The sequence below is a fragment of the Kocuria atrinae C3-8 genome, from assembly GCF_000286355.1.
In the GTDB taxonomy this organism is placed as follows: domain Bacteria; phylum Actinomycetota; class Actinomycetes; order Actinomycetales; family Micrococcaceae; genus Kocuria; species Kocuria atrinae_A.
Window position 1 is genome coordinate 1 of the sequence record NZ_AJXN01000119.1, and the last position, 18,306, is coordinate 18,306.

An 18,306-nucleotide genomic window follows, 5' to 3' on the forward strand; every position below is an offset into this window, starting at 1 on the left:
AACATCCTGATCTACTACGGGTTGATGTTCCTGCTGGCCATACCCTTCACCATGATGTCGGTGAAGTGGCTGTTCACGAGCGCAGTGCTCTTCATGATCTTCGCGCCCATGGTCATGCAGTCCACGCTGGACCTCCTGCCGTCACACGTTCACGACAACGCCAATCTCGTGGATTTGGTGACGGAACCCGGGACGGTTCTGGCGGAGCTGTTCTTGACCGGCACCTATCCCGCCCTTCCGTGGATGGCGTTCATCTGCCTGGGTATGGCGCTCGGACGGTTGCCGCTGTCCCGTGATCGCATCCAGATCCTCTTGGTGATCTTCGGTGCCGTGATCGCGGCCGTGGCCAAGGGCCTGTCCATGATGATGCTGTTGCGTTTCGACGTGCGTGAAGCGCTGGTGACCGCCACCCCGTGGCTGACCAACAAAGAGGTCATGACCATCCAGAATTACGGTCCAGACCCCGAGCTCCCGACCACCACCTTGACCTGGTTGGTGATTTCCGGTCCTCACACCAACACGCCGTTCGCCATTGCAGTGAGCGCCGGACTGGCCATGGTGGCCCTGGGTGCTTTCCTGTTGATCTGCCGCTGGATCGGTCGCTTGCTCTCGCCGCTGGGTGCCATGGGTTCCATGACCTTGACCATCTACAGTGCGCACCTGGTGTTCCTGGCCTTCGTGCCGATCAGCGAAACGCCGATGTTCTGGCTGATCGTTCAGATCGCGGTTGCCGCACTGGTGGCGACGGCGTGGCAGCACGCCCTGGGCTCCGGCCCCCTCGAGCGGTTGGTCACCAGGATCTCTCGCTCCGCAGGGCGCAAGTTCGTGCCCGATGGGAAGGTCGGTCCGCGGCATTGAGCCAGTGGGTTTCGGTTCACGACGTAGCCGCCAGTTGAACTGGTAAACACCAGTTTCACGACTACAGGCAAAGGCCCGAGCGAATGTTTCGCTCGGGCCTTTGTGCACGGTGTCCTGGTTACGTCAGTCGCGGGCCCGGCGCCAGTCGGATGGGGCCTCGCGCGGTGGTGATGTCCACTTCTTCGCCCTTCTGCTGCACGATCACTTGGCCTTCGTCGACGAGGCCCACGGCGACGTCGCGAACCATGGGCATCAGGTCTCGCCAGCCGTCCCCACCGATGGCGCGTGCGGTCTCCGACGGGCAGATCGTCTTGCCGTTACGTTGGCGCAGCAGCTCGCGAATGGACGACGCCGCCCGCTCCCGGAGCTCAGGGGTCTCGGCGGATTCAGGGTGAGCACCCGTTTCGGAGCCTCGGGCGTTTCAGAGCGCTCGGGCGTCGATGCTCCCGGCTCCGTGCGTTTCTCGCTGGTCATGTCGGAATCCTCGTCGGGCTAGACCGTCAGGCCGATGGCGCTGATGAGTCGCTCGTGCCGTTTCAGGCCTGCGGCAACCACCTGTGGGAACTGGGCGTACCAGCGCAGATGCTCCGCAGCGATGTCTTCCTCGGAGACCTTTTCGCCGCCGATGATCCAGTGATTGCGCGGGCCGCCCGCCAGGTCATCGGCGCGATAGCCCAGGGCTTCCAGGGTGGATTCATAGATGGGCGCACGGATTCCGCCGAGCAGCACCCGTCCAGGATCCTTGACCTCACCCGGCTCACCAAGTTCCGAGAGGATTTCCCGGGCCACCCCCATCAGCACCTCGTTGCTCGGGTGGTTGATCACGTGGGCGGCGTTGGGTCCGGCGCTTTCGAACAACGACGCCGCGTCCACCGTCCCGTGGGCTTCCTGCCGGGTCCGCAGCTGGTGCAGTGATTCGTCCCGGGACGCGCGGACGGCCTCCGCGGACACCGGCTCCAGGTTCACGGTCCTCTTCCCCTGGGCAGCGGCCACCAGCACCCGGAGGTCGTGGTACGGAGCAACGGGCGGGTCCGTGACACCTTCCGCGCGCACGATCGCGAGCGTTGGCATGAGCGCCGTCCACCGCATGACGGGGTACTTCACGGCGCGGGAATCTGAGGGTGTGAGCGCGAGGATCTCCTCCGAACCCAACGGAAGTCCGCGGTATCCGGAGGTGATCGGCTGGGTCGCAACAAAGCTGCAGCGGTTGAGCAACCGAGTCAGGTGGGGCAAGTCCTCGGCCAACAGTTCGTGCACCGGCGGAATCCGCACGCCGTGCCAACGGCCCTCCCCCGCGCCGTGCAGCAACACACGCAGGGACTCCGCCTGGCAGTTACCGTGCACCATGAAGAGCGGCGCATCCGGCAGTTCGGTGAGACCGTAGAACTCGCCGTAGTGCGCTCGCCGCCCGGGGTCGTGCGGTTCGAAACCCAGTTCCTCAGCCATGTACCACCCGTCCTTCGATCCGTTTCTCCGTAGCCGCGGGGCGAACCGCGTCGCATACGGCTGACACGTCCGATTCCCCACGGTTCAGACTACGTGTCTCCCTCAGAACCAACAGCCCGGGAGCGCTCTGTTCACCGCGCTCGCACAGCTCGCTCAGCGGTTCGTCCAGCACAAGCGGTGCCAGGACGTCCACCACGAAACGGCATCGATCCACGTACTGCGACTTCGGTTGCCCCACGCGAACCCGGGGATCCTGAGCCAGCGCCGCCGGCATCGAGCCGAGATCCACGAACCACAAGCCGACGTCCGCATTTCGCAACAACTGCAACGCGGTCAGGAACGCTTCACCGTCATTGTCGTGGGCATGCACCCGAACCACCACGGCCGGTTGATCGAATACCAGTCCGCGTCCGCGCGTGCTCGGCAGCGGGATACGTTGGGCCAGCGCCATGGTCTCGGCGTCCTTGATGTCGCGGGTATCGGGCCGCCCGCCCAGATCCGGGCCATCGTGCCACGCCACCGCGTTCGGAACGTGCACGAATCTCGCCCCCGCTTGCCAGCACCGGTACGCGAGATCCCAGTCCTCTCCCCCGTACCCGGTGAGCGTTTCGTCGAACCCTCCCACACGCTCGAAGAACTCGCGATTCACGCCCATGAGCGCGCTGATGATGAGCCGGAAATCCTCGACGTCCGCGTCCGCCAGGTCGTTGGTGCGGGCGTAGCCGTCGGACAGCCAGGCTGGGTCGTCGACTCTGCGAGCGCCGTTGGCATGACCGCTAGCCAGCCATTGGTCGATCTGGTCCGGCGTGCAGGAGGAAACGTCCACGTGCTTGCGAGCGCCCACGGCCAGGACGCCGTGACCGTCATCCTGGTGTTCGAGACCCGCGAGCATCGCGGTCAGGAAACCGGGCTCGGGCATCATGTCACCATCGAGGAATACCAAATGGCGCCCCTTCGCGAGCGCCGCGCCCTTATTCCGCGCGGCGGCCGCGCGGAATCCCAGGTTTTCCTGCCGGGTCACGGTGATCGGGTACGACGTCGCCGGGAGCGCGGGTGCCTCGGCCGAGCCGTCGTCGCTGACGATCACCTCGAATTCGTGCGGAGGAAGGTCCTGCCGTTCCAGCGCGCGAAGCAGCCGGTCCAGGCCGAGTTGGTTCTCGTAATAGGGAACGATCACGCTGACACGTGGGGCGCCGTGCTGTGGCTCGCTGTCGACGGCGCCGGCTGTTGCGTTCACGGGGTCACCTGCGACTCGGCGGATGCCCGCGAGTCCGCGGAGATCGTGGGGCGCCCGTTCGTCGGTTCTTTGGCTTTCCGGTCAGGACCCGGAGACGACAGTCGGGACCACTGGATCTGCGCCGCGCGAGCCGTGGAAGGGACGTCAGTATCGTTCCAGTCCCGTTCGTCGATCCAGGTGGAAGCAGGGTTCTCAAGTGCGGCGTTCAACGCCGAGGCCAGGTCATCGGTGATGGTCAACGCCCACGGTGCGCGTTCGCGAAGTTCTTCGAAGAACGGGTGGCGGGTAACGATCGGGCGACGGCCACTCGCGATCCACCGCCCCACCGAGCCGGAGGCCGACACGTGCTCGGGCGCGACCACCGGGACCGTAACAGCGCGGGCGGCTGCGGTGAGCTGCTCCTCGGACAGGAAACCGGTGACGTGGAAGGCCCGACCCAGAGCGCGAGCGAGGCGTTCGAACTGGGCCACAAGATCTTGGTGACCGTCCGACGGCCGACCCAGCGCGGCGACGTCGGCGGCCTGCGAATTGGATGCCAGCGCGGCCAGAACCTGTTGGTGGCCCTTGCCGGGATAAATGAAGCCGAGTAATCCCACGGTGGGCGTGGTCGTGGGAAATCCCACCGAATCCAGATTTGCTGTGGACGCAGGGGCACGGTCGATGGGCAGCGGGTCAACGTGGACGAGAGTCCTCGGCGGAAGTCCGGCGTGACGCAGCAGAAGGTCACGCTCGTACTCGCTACTCACGATCACAGTGCGCGCGGCGGCAACCACGCGGGCATAACCGGCGCAGCGAGCGGCAAAGGCGTGCCCATTGGAAGGCTGCGGAATGTCGTGGAGCGTGACGGATACGGGCCGCCGAGCGGCAATGCGCTCGATGACACCGGCGGCCTCGGACGCGTCGCGACCGAAAATGCGGTCGGTGAAGTGGACGTGCACCGGTCCGTGATCGGCCAACAATTGCGGAAGCGCTTCCGAGATGTCGCCCTCGATCCGGGCGGCTTGCGGCGTGTGATCGGCCAGGGCGCTCGCGTGCATCCTGACCCCGTGCTGCAGCGGTCCGACGATCGCATGGGTGGTTACTTTCACCCCCGAAACGTTACCGGACCACTCGCCACCCGCGGCCGACGGCGCCGTCTCGCGGCTCACGGGAGGGCGAGTCGGAAGACCTTACGCCACGCTTCGAAGACCTGCTTGGGCAGCGGACCCGAGGTGTAGGGGATGCCGTACTCTTCGCAGATTGCCTTGACCCGCGGGGCGATCTCGGCCATGCGGTTGGACGGCAGATCCGGGAACAAGTGGTGTTCGATCTGGAACGACAGGTTGCCGGTCATGAAGTGCATGAACTTGGAACCATCGATATTTGCCGAGCCCATGGCCTGCCGCAGATACCAGTGACCGCGGGACTCGTTCTCGATGTCCTCTTCGGTGAAGGTCTCCGCGCCGTCCGGGAAGTGACCGCAGAAGATCACGGCGTGGGCCCACAGGTTACGAATCACGTTCGCGGCCACGTAGCCCTTGATCGAGGACTTGGCCGAGCCGGTCAGTGAAGCCAGCAGCGGGGACAACACGAAATCCTTGGCGCTTTGGCGGCCGAACTTCTTCAGGACCCGCTTGAGGTCCTTGAGCATCGCTTCCTTGGGCTTGTTGCCCTCCAAGTACTGATCGAACTCGATGTCGTAAATCGCGATGCCCCACTCGAACATGGGTGCCAGACCGGCATTGATGACCGGGTTGAGCAGGTTGGCGGGGGTCCACGGCTGCGACGGATCCATGCGCAGCACGTTGTACCCGACGTCACGGTCCTTACCGACCACGTTGGTCCAGGTGTGGTGAGTGTCGTTGTGGGTGCGCTGCCAGCCGGAGGCCGGAGCCACGAAATCCCATTCCCACGTGGTGGAGTGGATTTCCATGTCGTTCATCCAGTCCCACTGACCGTGCAGAACGTTGTGTCCGATCTCCATGTTTTCCAGGATCTTGCCGCCGGCCAGGCAGCCCACTCCCAAGAACCACAGGGGCTTGTGCTTGGAGAACAACATGGAGGCGCGCCCCACCATTTCCAGACTGCGCTGGAGCTTGATGACGCGGTGGATGTAACGCGCATCAGTTGCTCCCCGCTTGGCGGTGATGTCATCGCGGATGGCGTCGAACTTGACCTCGAGCTCAATGAGCTGCTCTTCGGTGAGGTTCAAGGGGTTGGGCGTCTTACGCGTCCGCTCAATCTCAAAGGTGGGTGTGTGCTCTTCCAATGTTGCTGTCATGCGTTGCTCCTTCAAAGGGGTCGGGGTGCCTGTCGGCAATTTCTGTGGGGTGGTTCTTGGACTGTGGCTCTCCGGCTACACGTCCAATGCCACCCAGGGTGCTGGTCGGTTGATGCACGTTTGCACCAGTCCTGGATCGTGGGTGACCTCTCCGGTTCGGATGTCGGAAACCTGTCCGTCCATCATCGGCACCAAGCAGCTGCGGCAGATTCCGATACGGCAGCCGTGCGGCAGTTGCCTGCCCGATTTCTCCGCGGCTTCCAGGATGGAATCTGCGCCGGTGACCTCCAGCGTTTCATCGGACTGGGAGAAGTACACCTCTCCATTGCCGCTGGCACTGGTGCGCCGAGTGACGTCGAAGCGCTCCACTCTGGACTGACCGCCGAACATGAGGGCCAGCTCCTGCACCTGGCTCACAAAGGAATCGGGGCCGGAGGAATAGATCTCGCGATCCTGATAGTCCGGGCACAACCGGGGGATGTCCCCCGTCTCGGAGAAATCAATGCGGCCGTCCTCGTGGCTGAACCAGAAGATGGGTTTCAAGCCGGGGAACTGATCGGCCAGTTCGAGGATTTCATCGTGGAAGATGCAGTCCTCCGGTGTCCTGGACGAGTACAACAGGACCACATCGTGATCGGGGCGCCGCGGCATGAGCGTGCGGAGCATAGACATCACCGGGGTGATGCCGGAGCCCGCAACGACGAACAGGATGCTCGCGGGAGTCTCTTCCAGAACGAACTGTCCGGAGGGCTCCTCCAAGTAGAGAAGGGTTCCGGGTTCTGCGTCGTTCACCAGGAACGTGGACACCGCACCATTGGCCTTCACCGTGATGGAGGGATCTTGGCCTTGTGCGGCGCTGATGGAAAACGGCCGCCACACGCGCTTGCCGTTCAGGGACACACCGATACGTGCCCATTGGCCCGCCACATGTGGAATCCACCCGTCACCGGCCTTGAAGAAAATGGTAGACGTGTCTGCGGTTTCACGGTCCACGCGGGAAACAATTCCCCGGGTGTATCGTGCACTGGTCAGGTTATGGAAAACCTGCAGGAAGTCTTTCGGGTCACGCGGGTACGTGAACTGGGAGACGGCGAACTTCAGGACTTTTCGAGCGCTATTTTTCTTCACTCTGGGCCCTCACTTCTTGTCTATCGCCAATCATGTGGATCTGAATATCAGGTTGCTCTCTCTGCGTACGGAATCGATGGTGACACCGATCTCCGAAGCCGGAACCTGTTGACGATGCGCGCGGGTCCACGGACTCGATGGTTGTTCGACCACTCGGGATCATGCGTGGTCGGAACGTTCTTACCGTAACAACCGGGCATGCGTGCCCACACCGAGCCTCCTGATTGTTACCTGGACGACACCTTGGGTGAGCGCCCCGGTGTGCCGGGAGATTTTGGGGTCATAAGTCGCCTCGGACCCGGTTCCTTCTACGTACCCGAACATTCCACCCTCCGCTCGTTGCACTTGTGCAAGTTTGCACGAGTGCATAATATGTACTGGTGTCAGAAGTGAATGTTTCATTACGTGAGCGCCACCGAGCGCAGACGTCCCGCGAGATCCATGAGGCCGCGTGGGAACTGACCCAGCGCCATGGGTACGGAGCCACCACGGTGGAGGCCATTGCCGAACGCGCGGGTGTCTCCCGCCGGACCTTTTTCAACTACTTCGCGTGCAAAGAAGACGCTGTCCTGGGGCTGAAACCAGTGCACATGCCGCAGTCCGAAGTGGAGCGGTACGAGGACCCCAGCAGCGGTGATGAGTTCTCACGGACCGTACGACTCTTCCTGGCCGTCCTCCGGCATTCCGCAGGCTTCAGCGCCACGGGTAAGGAACGCCAAGAACTGCTCGCGGCCAATCCCGACCTGTCGCGCAAGATCGGGCTTCACATCACGGCGGCGGAGTCCTTGGTAGCCGCGACCGTGGCCGAACATTCCAGCGGTTCGACCAACAACCGCTCCTCCGAGAGGTCTCAGGCCTATGTCCTGATGGCCGGCTCGGTCCTCAAATACGTGTACCGAAACAACGAAGACCTGACCAGCAATTCTGACCCGGAGGTCGTCGACCGCGCCGTGGAGCAGGCTCTGTCCGTCTTCCGATCCGCTTTCAAGGAGATTTCATGAGCCAATCCACGGCACCGGCTTCAAGCCGGAATTCGACCACGCAGGAAGCGGCGCCCGCTCCCCGATTGGTGCTGCTGTTCGCAGCGCTCATGATGGTCATGCTGCTGGCGGCACTGTCCCAGACCATCCTGTCCACCGCCCTGCCCACCATGGTTGGCGAACTCGGCGGTGTGGACCACATGAGCTGGGTCATCACCGCCTATATTCTCGCCTCGACCATCATGATGCCGGTGTACGGGCGGATCTCCGACCTTTTGGGCCGTAAACCCATCCTGCTCGCGGCCGTGGTGTTGTTCATTGCCGGATCGGTGATCGGCGCGGCCGCACAATCCATGAGCCTGCTCATTGCGGCGCGCGTGGTCCAAGGTCTGGGTGGCGGTGGCTTGATGATCCTGTCCCAGGCCGCCATTGCGGACGTGGTTCCCGCCCGCGAGCGCGGTAAGTACATGGGCGTCATGGGTGCCGTTTTCGCGGTCGCTTCCGTGGCCGGTCCGCTCCTGGGCGGTTGGTTGACCGAGGGGCCCGGCTGGCGCTGGGCCTTCATCATCAACATCCCGCTGGGCATCATGGCTTTCGCCGCAGTGAGTTTCTTCCTGCGCATCCCGCGCCCCGAACGCGCCAACTCTCTGCACATCGACTACCTGGGCATGGTGCTTCTGGCCCTGGCCACCACCACGCTCATCCTGGTCTGCACGTGGGGTGGCCAGCAGTACGACTGGCTGTCTCCGCAGATCTTGGGCCTGGTCGCAGTCACCGTGCTCGCTGCCATTGGTTTCGTGGTGACCGAGTCCAAGGTGAAGGATCCCGTCATTCCGCTCTCGCTGTTCGCGGATCGAAACTTCACGCTGACCACCGTGGCCGGATTGATGGTGGGCATCGTGATGTTCGGTGCCCTGGGCTACATGCCCACCTACATTCAGATGGCCAAGGGCGTGGACGCCACCACCGCCGGCCTGCTCATGACTCCGATGATGGGCAGCCTTCTGGTCACCTCCATCATCTCCGGCCAGATCGTGTCCAAGACCGGCAAGTACAAGTTCTTCCCGCTCACGGGCATGGTGATCACCGGACTGGGGCTGTGGCTCATGTCCACCATGACCGCGGAGGATCCCATCTGGATGATGTGCCTGTTCATCGCGGTCTTCGGTGCGGGCATCGGCCTGAGCATGCAGATTTTGGTGCTCATCGTGCAGAACTCGTTCCCCAACCGCGTGGTCGGTACCGCCACGGCCTCGAGCAACTTCTTCCGACAGGTGGGCGCCACGGTCGGCTCCGCGGTGGTTGGGTCCGTCTTCGTAACGCGGCTGCACGATCTGCTCGCGGAACGCATGCCGCCGGCCGCCGCGAACGGCCCGGTCAGCGCCAACTCTCTGACACCCGGCGCGGTCCAGGGGCTGCCGGATGCCCTGCGCATCCCGGTGATCGATTCCTACAACGACGCGCTCTTGCCCATCTTCCTGTTCATGGTGCCGTTGACGATCATTGCCCTGGTGCTGCTCTTCTTCGTGGAGGAGAAGCCCCTGGCAACGCAGATCGACCGCGAGGTTTACGTCCCGAAAGACGATGAACCGGCCGCTGACGACGCTTCCGATCCTCAGATTCACGGTACGGATCCGGCCGTCTCCGATCCCTCCTCCGCTACCGTTAAGCCGGCATCGGACCAACGGTCCGTCTCGACCCATCACTGAGCAGGAGCATCCCGTGCGCATTCGCATCAACATCACCAGTGTCCTGGTGGACGATCAGGCCAAGGCTCTGGCGTTCTACACCGACAAGCTCGGCTTCGAGCTCAAGCACGACGTTCCCGCCGGTGAGGCCCGTTGGCTCACCCTCACCGCCCCCGGCGAGCCCGACGGCGTGGAACTCCTCCTCGAGCCGGACGCCAATTTCGGTGCTCCCGAGTTCAAATCCACGCTGAAGTCCGCGGGGGTTCCCTACACGCAGTTCCAGGTGGACGACGTGCAGGAGGCCTTCAATGAGCTTCGAGAGAAGGGTGTGGAGTTCACCATGGAACCCACGAATGCCGGTCCGGTGAGCATCGTGGTCCTGGATGACACTTGCGGAAACCTGATTCAGCTGATCAGCGAGAACTGACCCACAACTCGCGCAGCCGTAAAACGATCGACGTACGACCCAGGAAACGAAAGTTCCAGGTCGTACCGTCGATCGTTTTACGGAGTTCCACCCTGGCGAGGTTCTACCGTCGCTCAGGCTGCCGCAGCGCGCCTGAGCGGTCAGTCCTCGCTCGGGAGCTCCCGTTGGATGTCCTCCACGAGATCCCCGATCAGTTCGGGAGCATCGTCCAAGCGGGCTCGCAGGGACGCCATCTCGATGCCGTGCAACAGACCCACGGCGTACCGGTCCTTGCCGGTGCGCTGGAAGCTGCGGGCCACGCGCGCCAGCCAGTGTTCCATGACCGCGCAGTCCGTGAGGGAACCGAGCTCGTCCTGGTAGTCCTTGGCGTACGACGCCGCTTTGGAGCGCTTCTTGCCCGGGTCCGCGTCCGCGCGGTCCAGGGCATCACTCACGTAGCGCACGGACTTGATGGCCTTGCGGGCATCGTGCAAGTGATCGAAGTAGACCGCCAGCGCCACGGGATCCTCATCGGCGAAGGCCAGGCGTTCGCTCAGCTCGGCACCCATTTCACTGACTTCGGTTTCGCCGGTCTCGGAATCCACGGAGGGCTTGGAGGTGGCCTTCTGAATGACGTCCATGAGCGCGGTGCTCATGACCACCTTGGCGAACTTCTTGGGCGACAGCTCCGCCGCCTTCTCACCAAAGGACGGGTCCTGGAACAGAGCCCGCAAGTCCGTCAACAACTGGATGTGCTCGGGACTGTCGAGCATGCGGCGAACGGCGCGAGCGGCGTCGTCGGCGCCCGTCTCGGAGGCCGTGAACAAGTCTTGCCGAGCGGCGGCCGTGATCAGGCCACTGAACTCGCCATCCAGGCGACCGTGCAACTGCTCGGCCGCAACTTCCTCGTCACGTGCGTCGCTGAGCGCGCGCGCCAAAGTCTTGAGGCGCTCCTCGAGATCGGCCCCGACCTGCTCCGGGATGAAGTCCCGGGCGGCATGCAAGACACTACGCAGGGAACGGCTGCGCACCCGCATTTGATGGACCGAATCTTCCGCGCCGATCCGCACCGCGAAGTCCCAATGCTGCAACTTGCGCGTCAAGTCTTCGCACATGGCCGCCAGGACATCTTGACCATTGGTCGGTGAATCCTTGACGGGCTCGGAGGCCTTCTTCTCGACGTCCTTCTTGGACTTCTTCGATTTCTTGTCCTTCTTCGAAGAGTCCTTGTCCTTCTTGGAGGATTCCTTGGACGTGTCCTTGTCCTTGCCTTCGGAAGGCAATTCCTTGACCGGCGCCTTGTCCTGGCCCAGAGCTCGCGCAATCTTCGCCGGAGACTTTGAGGCGACCGCACCGGCCTCGTAGAGCACGTTCTCCACAGCCGCAAAGACCGCCTTGGACTGCTTCTTGCTCAGCTCGTCGGAGCTGAGTTCGATCTCGCACTCGCTCCATTCACGATCCACGCCGGCACGCTCGTCACGAGCGCACACGAAGTCCACGCACAGCACGGCGTACTGCTGGCCGTCCTCGGCGGTAATCGGATATTCGGCGCGCTTGGTGTTGATGGTCGCCACGGGCGTGAGGGGCTGGTCCAGGGTGATTCCCACCAGCGTCTTCCGCAGCACTGCGGGCATGCGATCGGAGGTCTTGAGCGGTTCGTAGTGCAACTCGCCGCGAACCTTGCCGGCCTTGTACTTCACGTGCCAGCCGTCATCGCCGCCACCCGCACGACGCCGCACGGCCACCTGAGCGCGGCTCAGCGCGTGATCCTCGGTGTCGTAATACGCAGCGGTCAGGTCGTAGATCGCGGGTTCCCCGACCGTGAATCCTTCGACCTTGTGCAGTTTGATCTTGGCCGCTTGTTTGGGCGACACATCGTACTTGCGCTCAATCTCCACTGGTGCTCAGCCATGACACTCCTAGATATGAAACGCGCCGCGGCCATCCCTGCTGGGTACGGCCGCGGCGCGGAATCGAATATTTCTCTAAAACTATGTGGTGCTTCGCGCTACGCCCGGCGGCGCTTCAAAACATCGTCCAGGTTGAGAGCTGCGGATTCCCGCGAACCGGCCTCGGCGGCGTCCTTCAACGTGGTGGACTTGGCTGCCGGTCGCTGCGGGACCTGCAGGGGCTCGGGTTCGCGCGGGGGAACCACCGGGGCCTGGGTGTAGAGCGGCTTGGGAACCGGAACCGGCTTCCAAGTGGCCTTGCCCTCGAACTTGGGAGCCGTGGAGCGGGCGACCTTGAGAGCCTCGGCGCGCAATTCGTCCACCGTGTAGGCGGGCTCGTGGGTCTTGGCTGCCACCTGCTGCTCAGGCTGCTCCACCTGCTCAGGCAGATCCAGCGCGGCCATGGCACGGCGTTCGCGGACCTGTTCCTCCTGGCGGTTCTCGTCCTCGTTGTCGAACAGCTTCTGTTCAGGCTGCTCCACCGGGGCACTCACGGAACCGCGGGCACGGCGGACGTTCTGTTCCTCGACGGCCAGGTAGCGCAGACCCGCAACGCAGCCGATACCGAGCAGAGTGAGGACGGTCGGCACGGCCCAGGTCACCGGAGTGAAGGGAGCCATGACGCCGGTGATCAAGGCGGTGAGCAACAGCATGGCACCGGCCAAGAAAATCAGGGTGCGGTCCCATCGAATGTGCAGGCCGGCCATGGGGCGGCGCGCAGTTGCCGCGGTGGACGGTTCCGTTGCCGGCGTCTCCATGGTGCTCTCCCGTTCGTAGGTTGATGTCTTGGGCGCAAGACTCACTGTAGTGTGCTGCGGGCACTGCGGGGCGCATCGAACCGGAGGTCCTGAGCATCTACCTGGGCCAGCACGGGGGTGTCTTCACGTCGCAGAATTCGAGGTGCCAGCCATACCGCGCACAACACGCACACGATGGCCAAAACGGCCGAGCTGCTTACCCACGTCAATCCCACGACCCCTACCCTAAGGGAGCGCAGGACGAAATCTGCGACACACAGCACCGTGTTGCTTACAACGGTGTAATTCGTTGTTCGCGACCCGGTGCTCTCTTCAGAATACCCTTGCCGGAACCGTCAGAAACGACCCCTGCGCACCGTCATGAGTTCATCGGATCCGGTGAAGCGGTGCACCAACCCGCGGGGAACCTCCGGTGACGTCAAGGCAAAGCTGCGGTGATCGCGCCAGTGCCCGGAAATGTGCAGGAAGTCTTTTCGTAATCCTTCGTCACGGAATCCCAGTTTCTGCACCACTCGCAAAGATTTGACGTTCTCCGGGCGAATGTTGATTTCCATCCGGTGCAGATTCAATTGCTGAAAGCAGTAGTCGGTGGCCATCGCGACCGCCATGGGTGCGATCCCCCGGCCCGCCTGTTCGGCGTCCACCCAGTACCCCAATGTTGCCGATCTGAAGGACCCACCCGTGATGCTGGAAACACTCAGCTGCCCCACCAGGTCGTTCCGGCCGGTCTCCGGGTTCGTTTCGGTGATCAACCACGGCAAGGAAGTGCCCTGCTTGGCCTGATCTCGCATCAGCTTGACGAACTGGCGGTACGAGGGCGGCTCTCCCCCGGGCAATGGGTTACTGGCCTCCCAGGGCTCCAACCATTCGCGGTTCCGGTACCGGACGCTGTCCCATTCAGCGCGGTCATGCATGGACAATGGGCGCAGCGTCAGCTGCGCCCATTGCACACTTACCGGCCACACGACTTCAGTGTTCACGGAACACTGACTATCAGTCCTGCAGGTCCTTTGCGAAATCCTTGACCCACGCACGCAAGTCCGGACCCAGATCGCCGCGTTCACACGCGAGCACGATGTTGGCCTTGAGGTAGGACAGCTTGTCACCGGTGTCGAAGCGGCGTCCCTTGAACACCACTCCGTACATGCCGTGTGCCTGATCGCCCTTGTCGGCGATGGTCTGCATGGCGTCGGTCAGCTGAATTTCGTCACCGCGACCCGGAGGGGTGTTCTCGAGGATCTCGAAGATCTCGGGGTGCAGCACGTAACGACCGATGATGGCCAGGTTGGACGGTGCATCCTCCGGGGCGGGCTTCTCCACCAGGCCGTTGACCTGGACGTAGTCCTCACCGTCAACCACGGTGATGTCTGCGCAACCGTAGGCGCTGATCTGCTCCTGGGGAACCTCCATGAGGGCCACGACGGAACCGCCGGTGGCCTGCTGGACCTCGATCATGCGCTCGAGCAGATCTTCGCTCTCGTCGATGAGGTCATCACCGAGCAGCACGGCGAACGGGTCGTTGCCCACGTGGGTCTTGGCACGCAGCACTGCGTGGCCCAACCCCTTGGGGTCCTGCTGGCGCAGGTAGTGAATCTCGCCGAGGTCCGAGGCGTGCTCAACTTCCTTGAGCAGCTTGTCCTTACCGGATTCGTTGAGGGATGCCTCGAGTGCGGGCACGCGGTCGAAGTGATCTTCCAGGCGCGCTTGGAACGCCCCGTGATCATCAAGACGTCATCCAGGCCAGCGTCCACGGCTTCCTGAACGACATATTGAATGGCGGGCCGGTCAACAACCGGCAACATTTCCTTGGGCATGGCCTTGGTCGCGGGGAGGAAACGAGTTCCCAGACCTGCCGCGGGGATGACCGCCTTGTGCGCGCGCTTGGTTTGATTAGGGCTCATAAACTCAGGTTAATGGACGATCCTTCTGTGCGGCTGATTGAGGCGAAATATGCAGACTTTGTCATCGTCCCTTCATGAGGGGACACCCTCTGATCGCCCGATTGCCGACAATCACCAAGACCTGAAACGACACCGGATGGATTTCTTATGACGTCGGATTCGAATCTCCCGACCAAGAGCAAAGCCGACCTGCGGCGGCACATCCTGACCGAGCGGCGTCGGCGGTCGCCGGAGGTGCGGAAGGCCGCTTCGCACGCGCTGATCGGTCATCTGAGGCGCGAGATGGCGGCGATCTCATCCGGAGACATTGCCGCGTTCCTGCCACTCGATACCGAACCTCCGCTGCGGGCCGCCCTCGAAGCGGCGCATCGCGCGGGTCACCGCGTGTGGGTTCCCGTGGTCGAGGCCGACCGGGCGATGCGATGGTGCCAATGGCAGCCTGACGTCCAGCTCGTACCCGGCTCGCTACCGGGGTTGCTCGAGCCGGTGGGAGCACGGCACGACATCGAAATTTTCCGCACCGTGCGGCTTTTGGTAGTTCCGGCGGTTGCGGTAGGCGCCGACGGCGTTCGGCTGGGCTTCGGGGGCGGCTATTACGATCGCTTTCTGGAACGGCTCGCAGCCGTGCAGCTGCTGCCCGAGATGCTCGCGTGCGTGTTTCACGACGAGATTCTGGCTGCCGGAAGTATCCCGCGAGAACCCCACGATGCCGTCATGACCAAGGCGCTGACCGAACGCGGCGTGGTGGCTCTGGGGAGCAGCGAGGATCACACCCCGGCACCGCCACGAGCGGAGTAGGATTAGCACTCGGTCCACTTCAGTGCCAACTAATTGCGAGGAATCCCGTGCCCGTTTACGCCTACGGCTGCAAAGATTGCGGCCACGAATTCGATATCCGCCAGTCCTTCACGGACGATGCTCTGACTGAGTGCCCCGAGTGTGGGGGCCAGCTGCGCAAGAAGTTCAACACCGTGGGCGTGGTGTTCAAGGGATCCGGGTTCTACCGCAATGATTCGCGTTCGGATGCGAAGTCCTCCGGTTCGAACGGTTCGGATTCGTCGGCATCCAGCTCGTCTTCTTCGGATTCGTCATCATCTTCGTCGGGCTCATCTGAGAAGTCCTCTTCAAACACAGCCGCCTCGAGCGCCGGCACATCGGGAACCTCCTCGTCCTGAACGGCGGTTCTTTGCGGCGCGTCGTGAGCTGACCGCGGCAAGGGTACTCCACATGGCGTCCGCGGCCTGTGTTGTGGTGCGCGCATCCCCAACCGCGTTGGTGAGTCCGCCGCGGACCCGTGCGTGCTCATAACGTTCGGGCATGAGCCCACGAGCCCGCCCCAGATATCCGTTAAGTCTCCGCTTCCGAACGGCGGTGAACCGCCGCCACCGGTTGGTCGCCGCTGCCCTGTGCGCGGTGGCACTGACACTTCTGATCCTGCGCTTCGCTCCCCCGAGTGCGCAGTCCTCCCCCGTGCTCACCGTCGTGAACCCGATCCCAGCCGGGCAGGCACTGAGTGGCGCGGATGTGAACGTGCAAAACGTACCGGTCGATTGGGTTCCGGATGGCGCGCTCACGGATCCTTCTGTAGTCACGGGTCAACCGGCCACCGTGGCCCTCGTGCCGGGGCAATTCCTGACGGAATCCTCCGTGCTCGGCCCGGGACTTCTGGAAGGTCAGCCGGAAGGTACGACCGCCGCAAGCATCCGAGTCAGTGATCCCGCAGTACTGCGCCACATTCGTCCCGGAGACAGCGTGGACGTCATACATCAGCCGGACAGCGCCGGGCATGACAAACAGAAGACCGTGGCGGAATCGGTGACCGTACTGTGGAGCGCACCCGTGGATGCTGGTCAGGACTCGTCACTGTTGTCGGCCTCGGGTACCGATACCGACCTGGGTCTCGTAGTCCTGGCCGCGCCCCGCGACACAGCATCCGGCTTGGCCGCCTTGGACGGTTCCGGTCGGACATCGCTGGTCCTGGTGGCCGACTAGGTCAGCAAATTGGATCGGACGTGCGGAATCTACGTTGTTAGCCCCAGTGTGGTGGCCGCTGTTCTTTCAGCCACCGCTCGTGCTCGCGATCGGACATGGCATCCGAGGCCCCGGACACCGCGCGGTCCGGATCGCTCGGCCTCACCGAGAGAGCGGAATCATTCACCGCCAGATTCGGATCCGGCGCACGACCGCCACTGACCCGCCGGTGCCCCCGACGCCGCTTGCGCTGCTCGGGAGCCGCCCCGGCATCCGTATCCCCATCCGAGTCGGCCGCCTGACGTGACTCGGTGTTCTCGTCGGAGTCAGTGCCTTGAGCCGAGCCACCGGTTTCGTCGGCGTCAGTGTTGGGGGCAGAGTTTCTGTCGCTCATGAGAACGCTCAGCCGTTATTCGTGTCAGTCGACAAGTCCTCGGATCGCTCCGACTGCTGGGCGCTGCCCTGCTCTCGAAACACGGGCGCCGCGGGCTTCGTCTTGGCGTTGAGTCCCAAGTAACGCTGCACCAACGAGGCCACGGTCTGCGGATCCGTGAACACCTCAACGGACCACAGGCTCACGTAGTTCCAGCCCGCACGTTCGAGCTGCTGCGGGATCAGCCGGGACCGCTCTCGCACGCTCAGCGCACGGCTGCGATCCGACCCATCGGACTCCATGGCCACCGGAATCCGAGGGGCTTCGCCGTTCTCGGTCGGCTGCATCACAGCTCCGGCGGACAGGGACTCGGTGTCCGCGAACGCGACCACGTCGATGATGTCCGCGTAGTCCGTGTGCACGGTGGCACCCGCGCGACCCAGGCGGTCGGCGAGGTCCGCGACCAGGCGTCTGCGGCGTCGTCGGTGACGGAGGCCGGAGCCTGTGCCTTCTCGGACGTGGTCGACTCGCCAAAGAGCAGCTCAAGCATGCGGTACATGTCCCGCGCGCCGTACTGCAGGCGCCGCTCCTCGGTGTCCTTGGGGTGGATGGACGTGACGATGTGCGTGTGGCGCCGCGCGCGAGTCATGCCGCGCACGAAGGCCTGCCGCCCGTCCTTCTCGGACAGCGCGCCCAGGTTGGGTGTGGACCGGCCGGAGGTGGTGCGTCCGAAGCCCAGCGAGAAGATCACGGTGTCGCGTTCGATTCCGGCGGCACGGTGGAGTTCGACCACGCGGAAGGATTCGCGGCCCGGCGCGAAGAAGTCCGCGGCCTCGCCGTTCTCGCGCAACCTGCGCTGCACGGCCTGCGCCACGCGGGTCGCGTGCATCGCGGACGCCGTTACTACGGCGAGCGAGCGCTCGGGGTGGCGGGTGGCGTGCGCAAACACGAGATCTACCGTGCGCTGGACCTCCGCCGACGGCGCCTGCACACCTTCCGTACCTGCGGTCAGCACACCCACGCCGTCCTCGACGTATTCGGCCGACATCCCCGAGGTGGGGCTGACCAGCTCGGACGCGTGCGGGAGGCGAGACAGGACGCCGTCGTAGAACGCGGAGTTGAGGTAGTTGAACAGGCGCGGGTCCATGGCGCGGCGCACCGAGGTGAGCCCGCGCTGGTCGACCACGCGGCTGAGCGCGTCGAAGGCCGATTCGAGCTCGGCCACCGGCTGCGGGACGTCCCGGAGTTCTGTTGCGGTGCCACCGTGAAGGGGTGGGGATTACCTGCGTGGGCATCGCCGAAGGCAATGACCTGGTCCGCACGAACCAGGGCCGGCAGGGTGGCCGCGAGA

The 18,306-nt window shown here is 63.7% G+C and carries 17 protein-coding genes and 4 pseudogenes; 7 read left to right on the forward strand and 14 right to left on the reverse strand.

Translation table 11 applies throughout. The features are described from left to right. Window positions 1-858, forward strand: a pseudogene (locus tag YO9_RS0112590) (heparan-alpha-glucosaminide N-acetyltransferase domain-containing protein); the annotation flags it as partial. Between the two features lie 118 nt (window positions 859-976). On the opposite strand, the pseudogene YO9_RS0112595 reads toward YO9_RS0112590, so the two are convergent. From YO9_RS0112595 to YO9_RS0112625, 6 genes and pseudogenes are all read right to left on the reverse strand, one after another. Further along, window positions 977-1,204: pseudogene (locus YO9_RS0112595) on the reverse strand (DUF3253 domain-containing protein); the annotation flags it as partial. Window positions 1,205-1,350: 146 nt separating this feature from the next. Further along, complete coding sequence (locus YO9_RS0112605) at window positions 1,351-2,304, reverse strand: WcbI family polysaccharide biosynthesis putative acetyltransferase (protein WP_016997809.1); 954 nt, start codon at window positions 2,302-2,304, stop codon at window positions 1,351-1,353. After that, the gene (locus YO9_RS0112610) at window positions 2,297-3,541 is read right to left on the reverse strand and encodes a glycosyltransferase family 2 protein (RefSeq protein ID WP_016997810.1); all 1,245 of its coding nucleotides are present in this window, start codon (window positions 3,539-3,541) and stop codon (window positions 2,297-2,299) included. The genes YO9_RS0112605 and YO9_RS0112610 overlap by 8 nt, the downstream gene beginning before the upstream one ends. Further along, window positions 3,538-4,629: a glycosyltransferase family protein gene (locus YO9_RS0112615; protein WP_223286529.1), complete on the reverse strand. Its 1,092-nt coding sequence runs from the start codon at window positions 4,627-4,629 to the stop codon at window positions 3,538-3,540. The genes YO9_RS0112610 and YO9_RS0112615 overlap by 4 nt, the downstream gene beginning before the upstream one ends. Window positions 4,630-4,685: 56 nt before the next feature. Beyond that, window positions 4,686-5,801, reverse strand: a complete 1,116-nt coding sequence (locus YO9_RS0112620; protein ID WP_016997812.1) for a fatty acid desaturase family protein — start codon at window positions 5,799-5,801, stop codon at window positions 4,686-4,688. Between the two features lie 75 nt (window positions 5,802-5,876). Continuing rightward, window positions 5,877-6,929, reverse strand: coding sequence for a flavin reductase family protein (locus YO9_RS0112625; RefSeq protein ID WP_016997813.1), 1,053 nt, complete (start codon window positions 6,927-6,929; stop codon window positions 5,877-5,879). 389 nt (window positions 6,930-7,318) lie between these two features. On the opposite strand from YO9_RS0112625, the gene YO9_RS0112630 reads away from it, so the two are divergent. From YO9_RS0112630 to YO9_RS0112640, 3 genes are read left to right on the forward strand one after another with little or no spacing between them, the layout of a single operon-like run. After that, window positions 7,319-7,930, forward strand: a complete 612-nt coding sequence (locus YO9_RS0112630; protein WP_223286530.1) for a TetR/AcrR family transcriptional regulator — start codon at window positions 7,319-7,321, stop codon at window positions 7,928-7,930. Beyond that, the gene (locus YO9_RS0112635; protein ID WP_016997815.1) at window positions 7,927-9,618 is read left to right on the forward strand and encodes an MDR family MFS transporter; all 1,692 of its coding nucleotides are present in this window, start codon (window positions 7,927-7,929) and stop codon (window positions 9,616-9,618) included. Before YO9_RS0112630 ends, YO9_RS0112635 begins: the two co-directional genes overlap by 4 nt. A 13-nt stretch (window positions 9,619-9,631) precedes the next feature. Beyond that, on the forward strand, window positions 9,632-10,024 hold the full coding sequence (locus YO9_RS0112640) for a VOC family protein (RefSeq protein ID WP_016997816.1): 393 nt from the start codon (window positions 9,632-9,634) through the stop codon (window positions 10,022-10,024). 140 nt (window positions 10,025-10,164) lie between these two features. Here the strand turns inward: YO9_RS0112640 and YO9_RS0112645 are convergent, their stop codons facing one another. From YO9_RS0112645 to galU, 4 genes and pseudogenes are all read right to left on the reverse strand, one after another. Next, window positions 10,165-11,901 (reverse strand): CYTH and CHAD domain-containing protein, encoded by a 1,737-nt coding sequence (locus YO9_RS0112645; protein ID WP_016997817.1) that lies wholly within the window; start codon window positions 11,899-11,901, stop codon window positions 10,165-10,167. A gap of 110 nt (window positions 11,902-12,011) precedes the next feature. Continuing rightward, a complete protein-coding gene (locus tag YO9_RS0112650) occupies window positions 12,012-12,710 on the reverse strand; it encodes a hypothetical protein (protein ID WP_016997818.1) in 699 nt (232 codons plus the stop codon). A gap of 335 nt (window positions 12,711-13,045) precedes the next feature. After that, the gene (locus YO9_RS0112655; RefSeq protein WP_016997819.1) at window positions 13,046-13,690 is read right to left on the reverse strand and encodes a GNAT family N-acetyltransferase; all 645 of its coding nucleotides are present in this window, start codon (window positions 13,688-13,690) and stop codon (window positions 13,046-13,048) included. 13 nt (window positions 13,691-13,703) lie between these two features. Beyond that, window positions 13,704-14,611, reverse strand: a pseudogene (galU, locus tag YO9_RS0112660) (UTP--glucose-1-phosphate uridylyltransferase GalU). A gap of 147 nt (window positions 14,612-14,758) precedes the next feature. Between galU and YO9_RS0112665 the strand changes: the two are divergent. Together YO9_RS0112665 and YO9_RS20985 are read left to right on the forward strand one after the other, a co-directional pair. Further along, window positions 14,759-15,409 (forward strand): 5-formyltetrahydrofolate cyclo-ligase, encoded by a 651-nt coding sequence (locus tag YO9_RS0112665; RefSeq protein ID WP_016997821.1) that lies wholly within the window; start codon window positions 14,759-14,761, stop codon window positions 15,407-15,409. A gap of 47 nt (window positions 15,410-15,456) precedes the next feature. Then, window positions 15,457-15,597 (forward strand): annotated as a pseudogene (locus YO9_RS20985) (FmdB family zinc ribbon protein); the annotation flags it as partial. Window positions 15,598-15,611: 14 nt separating this feature from the next. Here YO9_RS20985 and YO9_RS20990 read toward each other — a convergent pair. Continuing rightward, the gene (locus YO9_RS20990) at window positions 15,612-15,764 is read right to left on the reverse strand and encodes a hypothetical protein (RefSeq protein ID WP_317259832.1); all 153 of its coding nucleotides are present in this window, start codon (window positions 15,762-15,764) and stop codon (window positions 15,612-15,614) included. Window positions 15,765-15,982: 218 nt separating this feature from the next. Here YO9_RS20990 and cpaB point away from each other — a divergent pair, with 218 nt between their 5' ends. Then, window positions 15,983-16,603, forward strand: a complete 621-nt coding sequence (gene cpaB / locus YO9_RS0112675; protein ID WP_016997823.1) for a Flp pilus assembly protein CpaB — start codon at window positions 15,983-15,985, stop codon at window positions 16,601-16,603. A 37-nt stretch (window positions 16,604-16,640) separates the two neighbouring features. On the opposite strand, the gene YO9_RS18560 is transcribed toward cpaB, so the two are convergent. The 3 genes from YO9_RS18560 to YO9_RS18570 are packed head-to-tail and all read right to left on the reverse strand — an operon-like array spanning window position 16,641 to window position 18,102. Next, entirely contained in the window at window positions 16,641-16,976 is a 336-nt protein-coding gene (locus YO9_RS18560; protein WP_016997824.1) for a hypothetical protein, read from the reverse strand. 8 nt (window positions 16,977-16,984) lie between these two features. Beyond that, window positions 16,985-17,377: a hypothetical protein gene (locus tag YO9_RS18565; RefSeq protein WP_223286531.1), complete on the reverse strand. Its 393-nt coding sequence runs from the start codon at window positions 17,375-17,377 to the stop codon at window positions 16,985-16,987. Further along, window positions 17,302-18,102 carry a hypothetical protein gene (locus YO9_RS18570; RefSeq protein WP_223286532.1) on the reverse strand — a complete coding sequence of 267 codons (801 nt, stop codon included), beginning with the start codon at window positions 18,100-18,102 and terminating at the stop codon, window positions 17,302-17,304. Before YO9_RS18570 ends, YO9_RS18565 begins: the two co-directional genes overlap by 76 nt. Window positions 18,103-18,306 lie beyond the last annotated feature (204 nt).

Bases quoted from the DNA above. Each gene is read 5' to 3' on its own strand.
- YO9_RS0112605 (WP_016997809.1), bottom strand. From the start codon at position 2,304: ATGGCTGAGGAACTGGGTTTCGAACCGCACGACCCCGGGCGGCGAGCG.
- YO9_RS0112620 (WP_016997812.1), bottom strand. From the start codon at position 5,801: ATGACAGCAACATTGGAAGAGCACACACCCACCTTTGAGATTGAGCGG.
- YO9_RS0112635 (WP_016997815.1), top strand. From the start codon at position 7,927: ATGAGCCAATCCACGGCACCGGCTTCAAGCCGGAATTCGACCACGCAG.
- YO9_RS0112650 (WP_016997818.1), bottom strand. From the start codon at position 12,710: ATGGAGACGCCGGCAACGGAACCGTCCACCGCGGCAACTGCGCGCCGC.
- YO9_RS0112665 (WP_016997821.1), top strand. From the start codon at position 14,759: ATGACGTCGGATTCGAATCTCCCGACCAAGAGCAAAGCCGACCTGCGG.
- YO9_RS18560 (WP_016997824.1), bottom strand. From the start codon at position 16,976: ATGAGCGACAGAAACTCTGCCCCCAACACTGACGCCGACGAAACCGGT.
- YO9_RS18570 (WP_223286532.1), bottom strand. From the start codon at position 18,102: ATGGACCCGCGCCTGTTCAACTACCTCAACTCCGCGTTCTACGACGGC.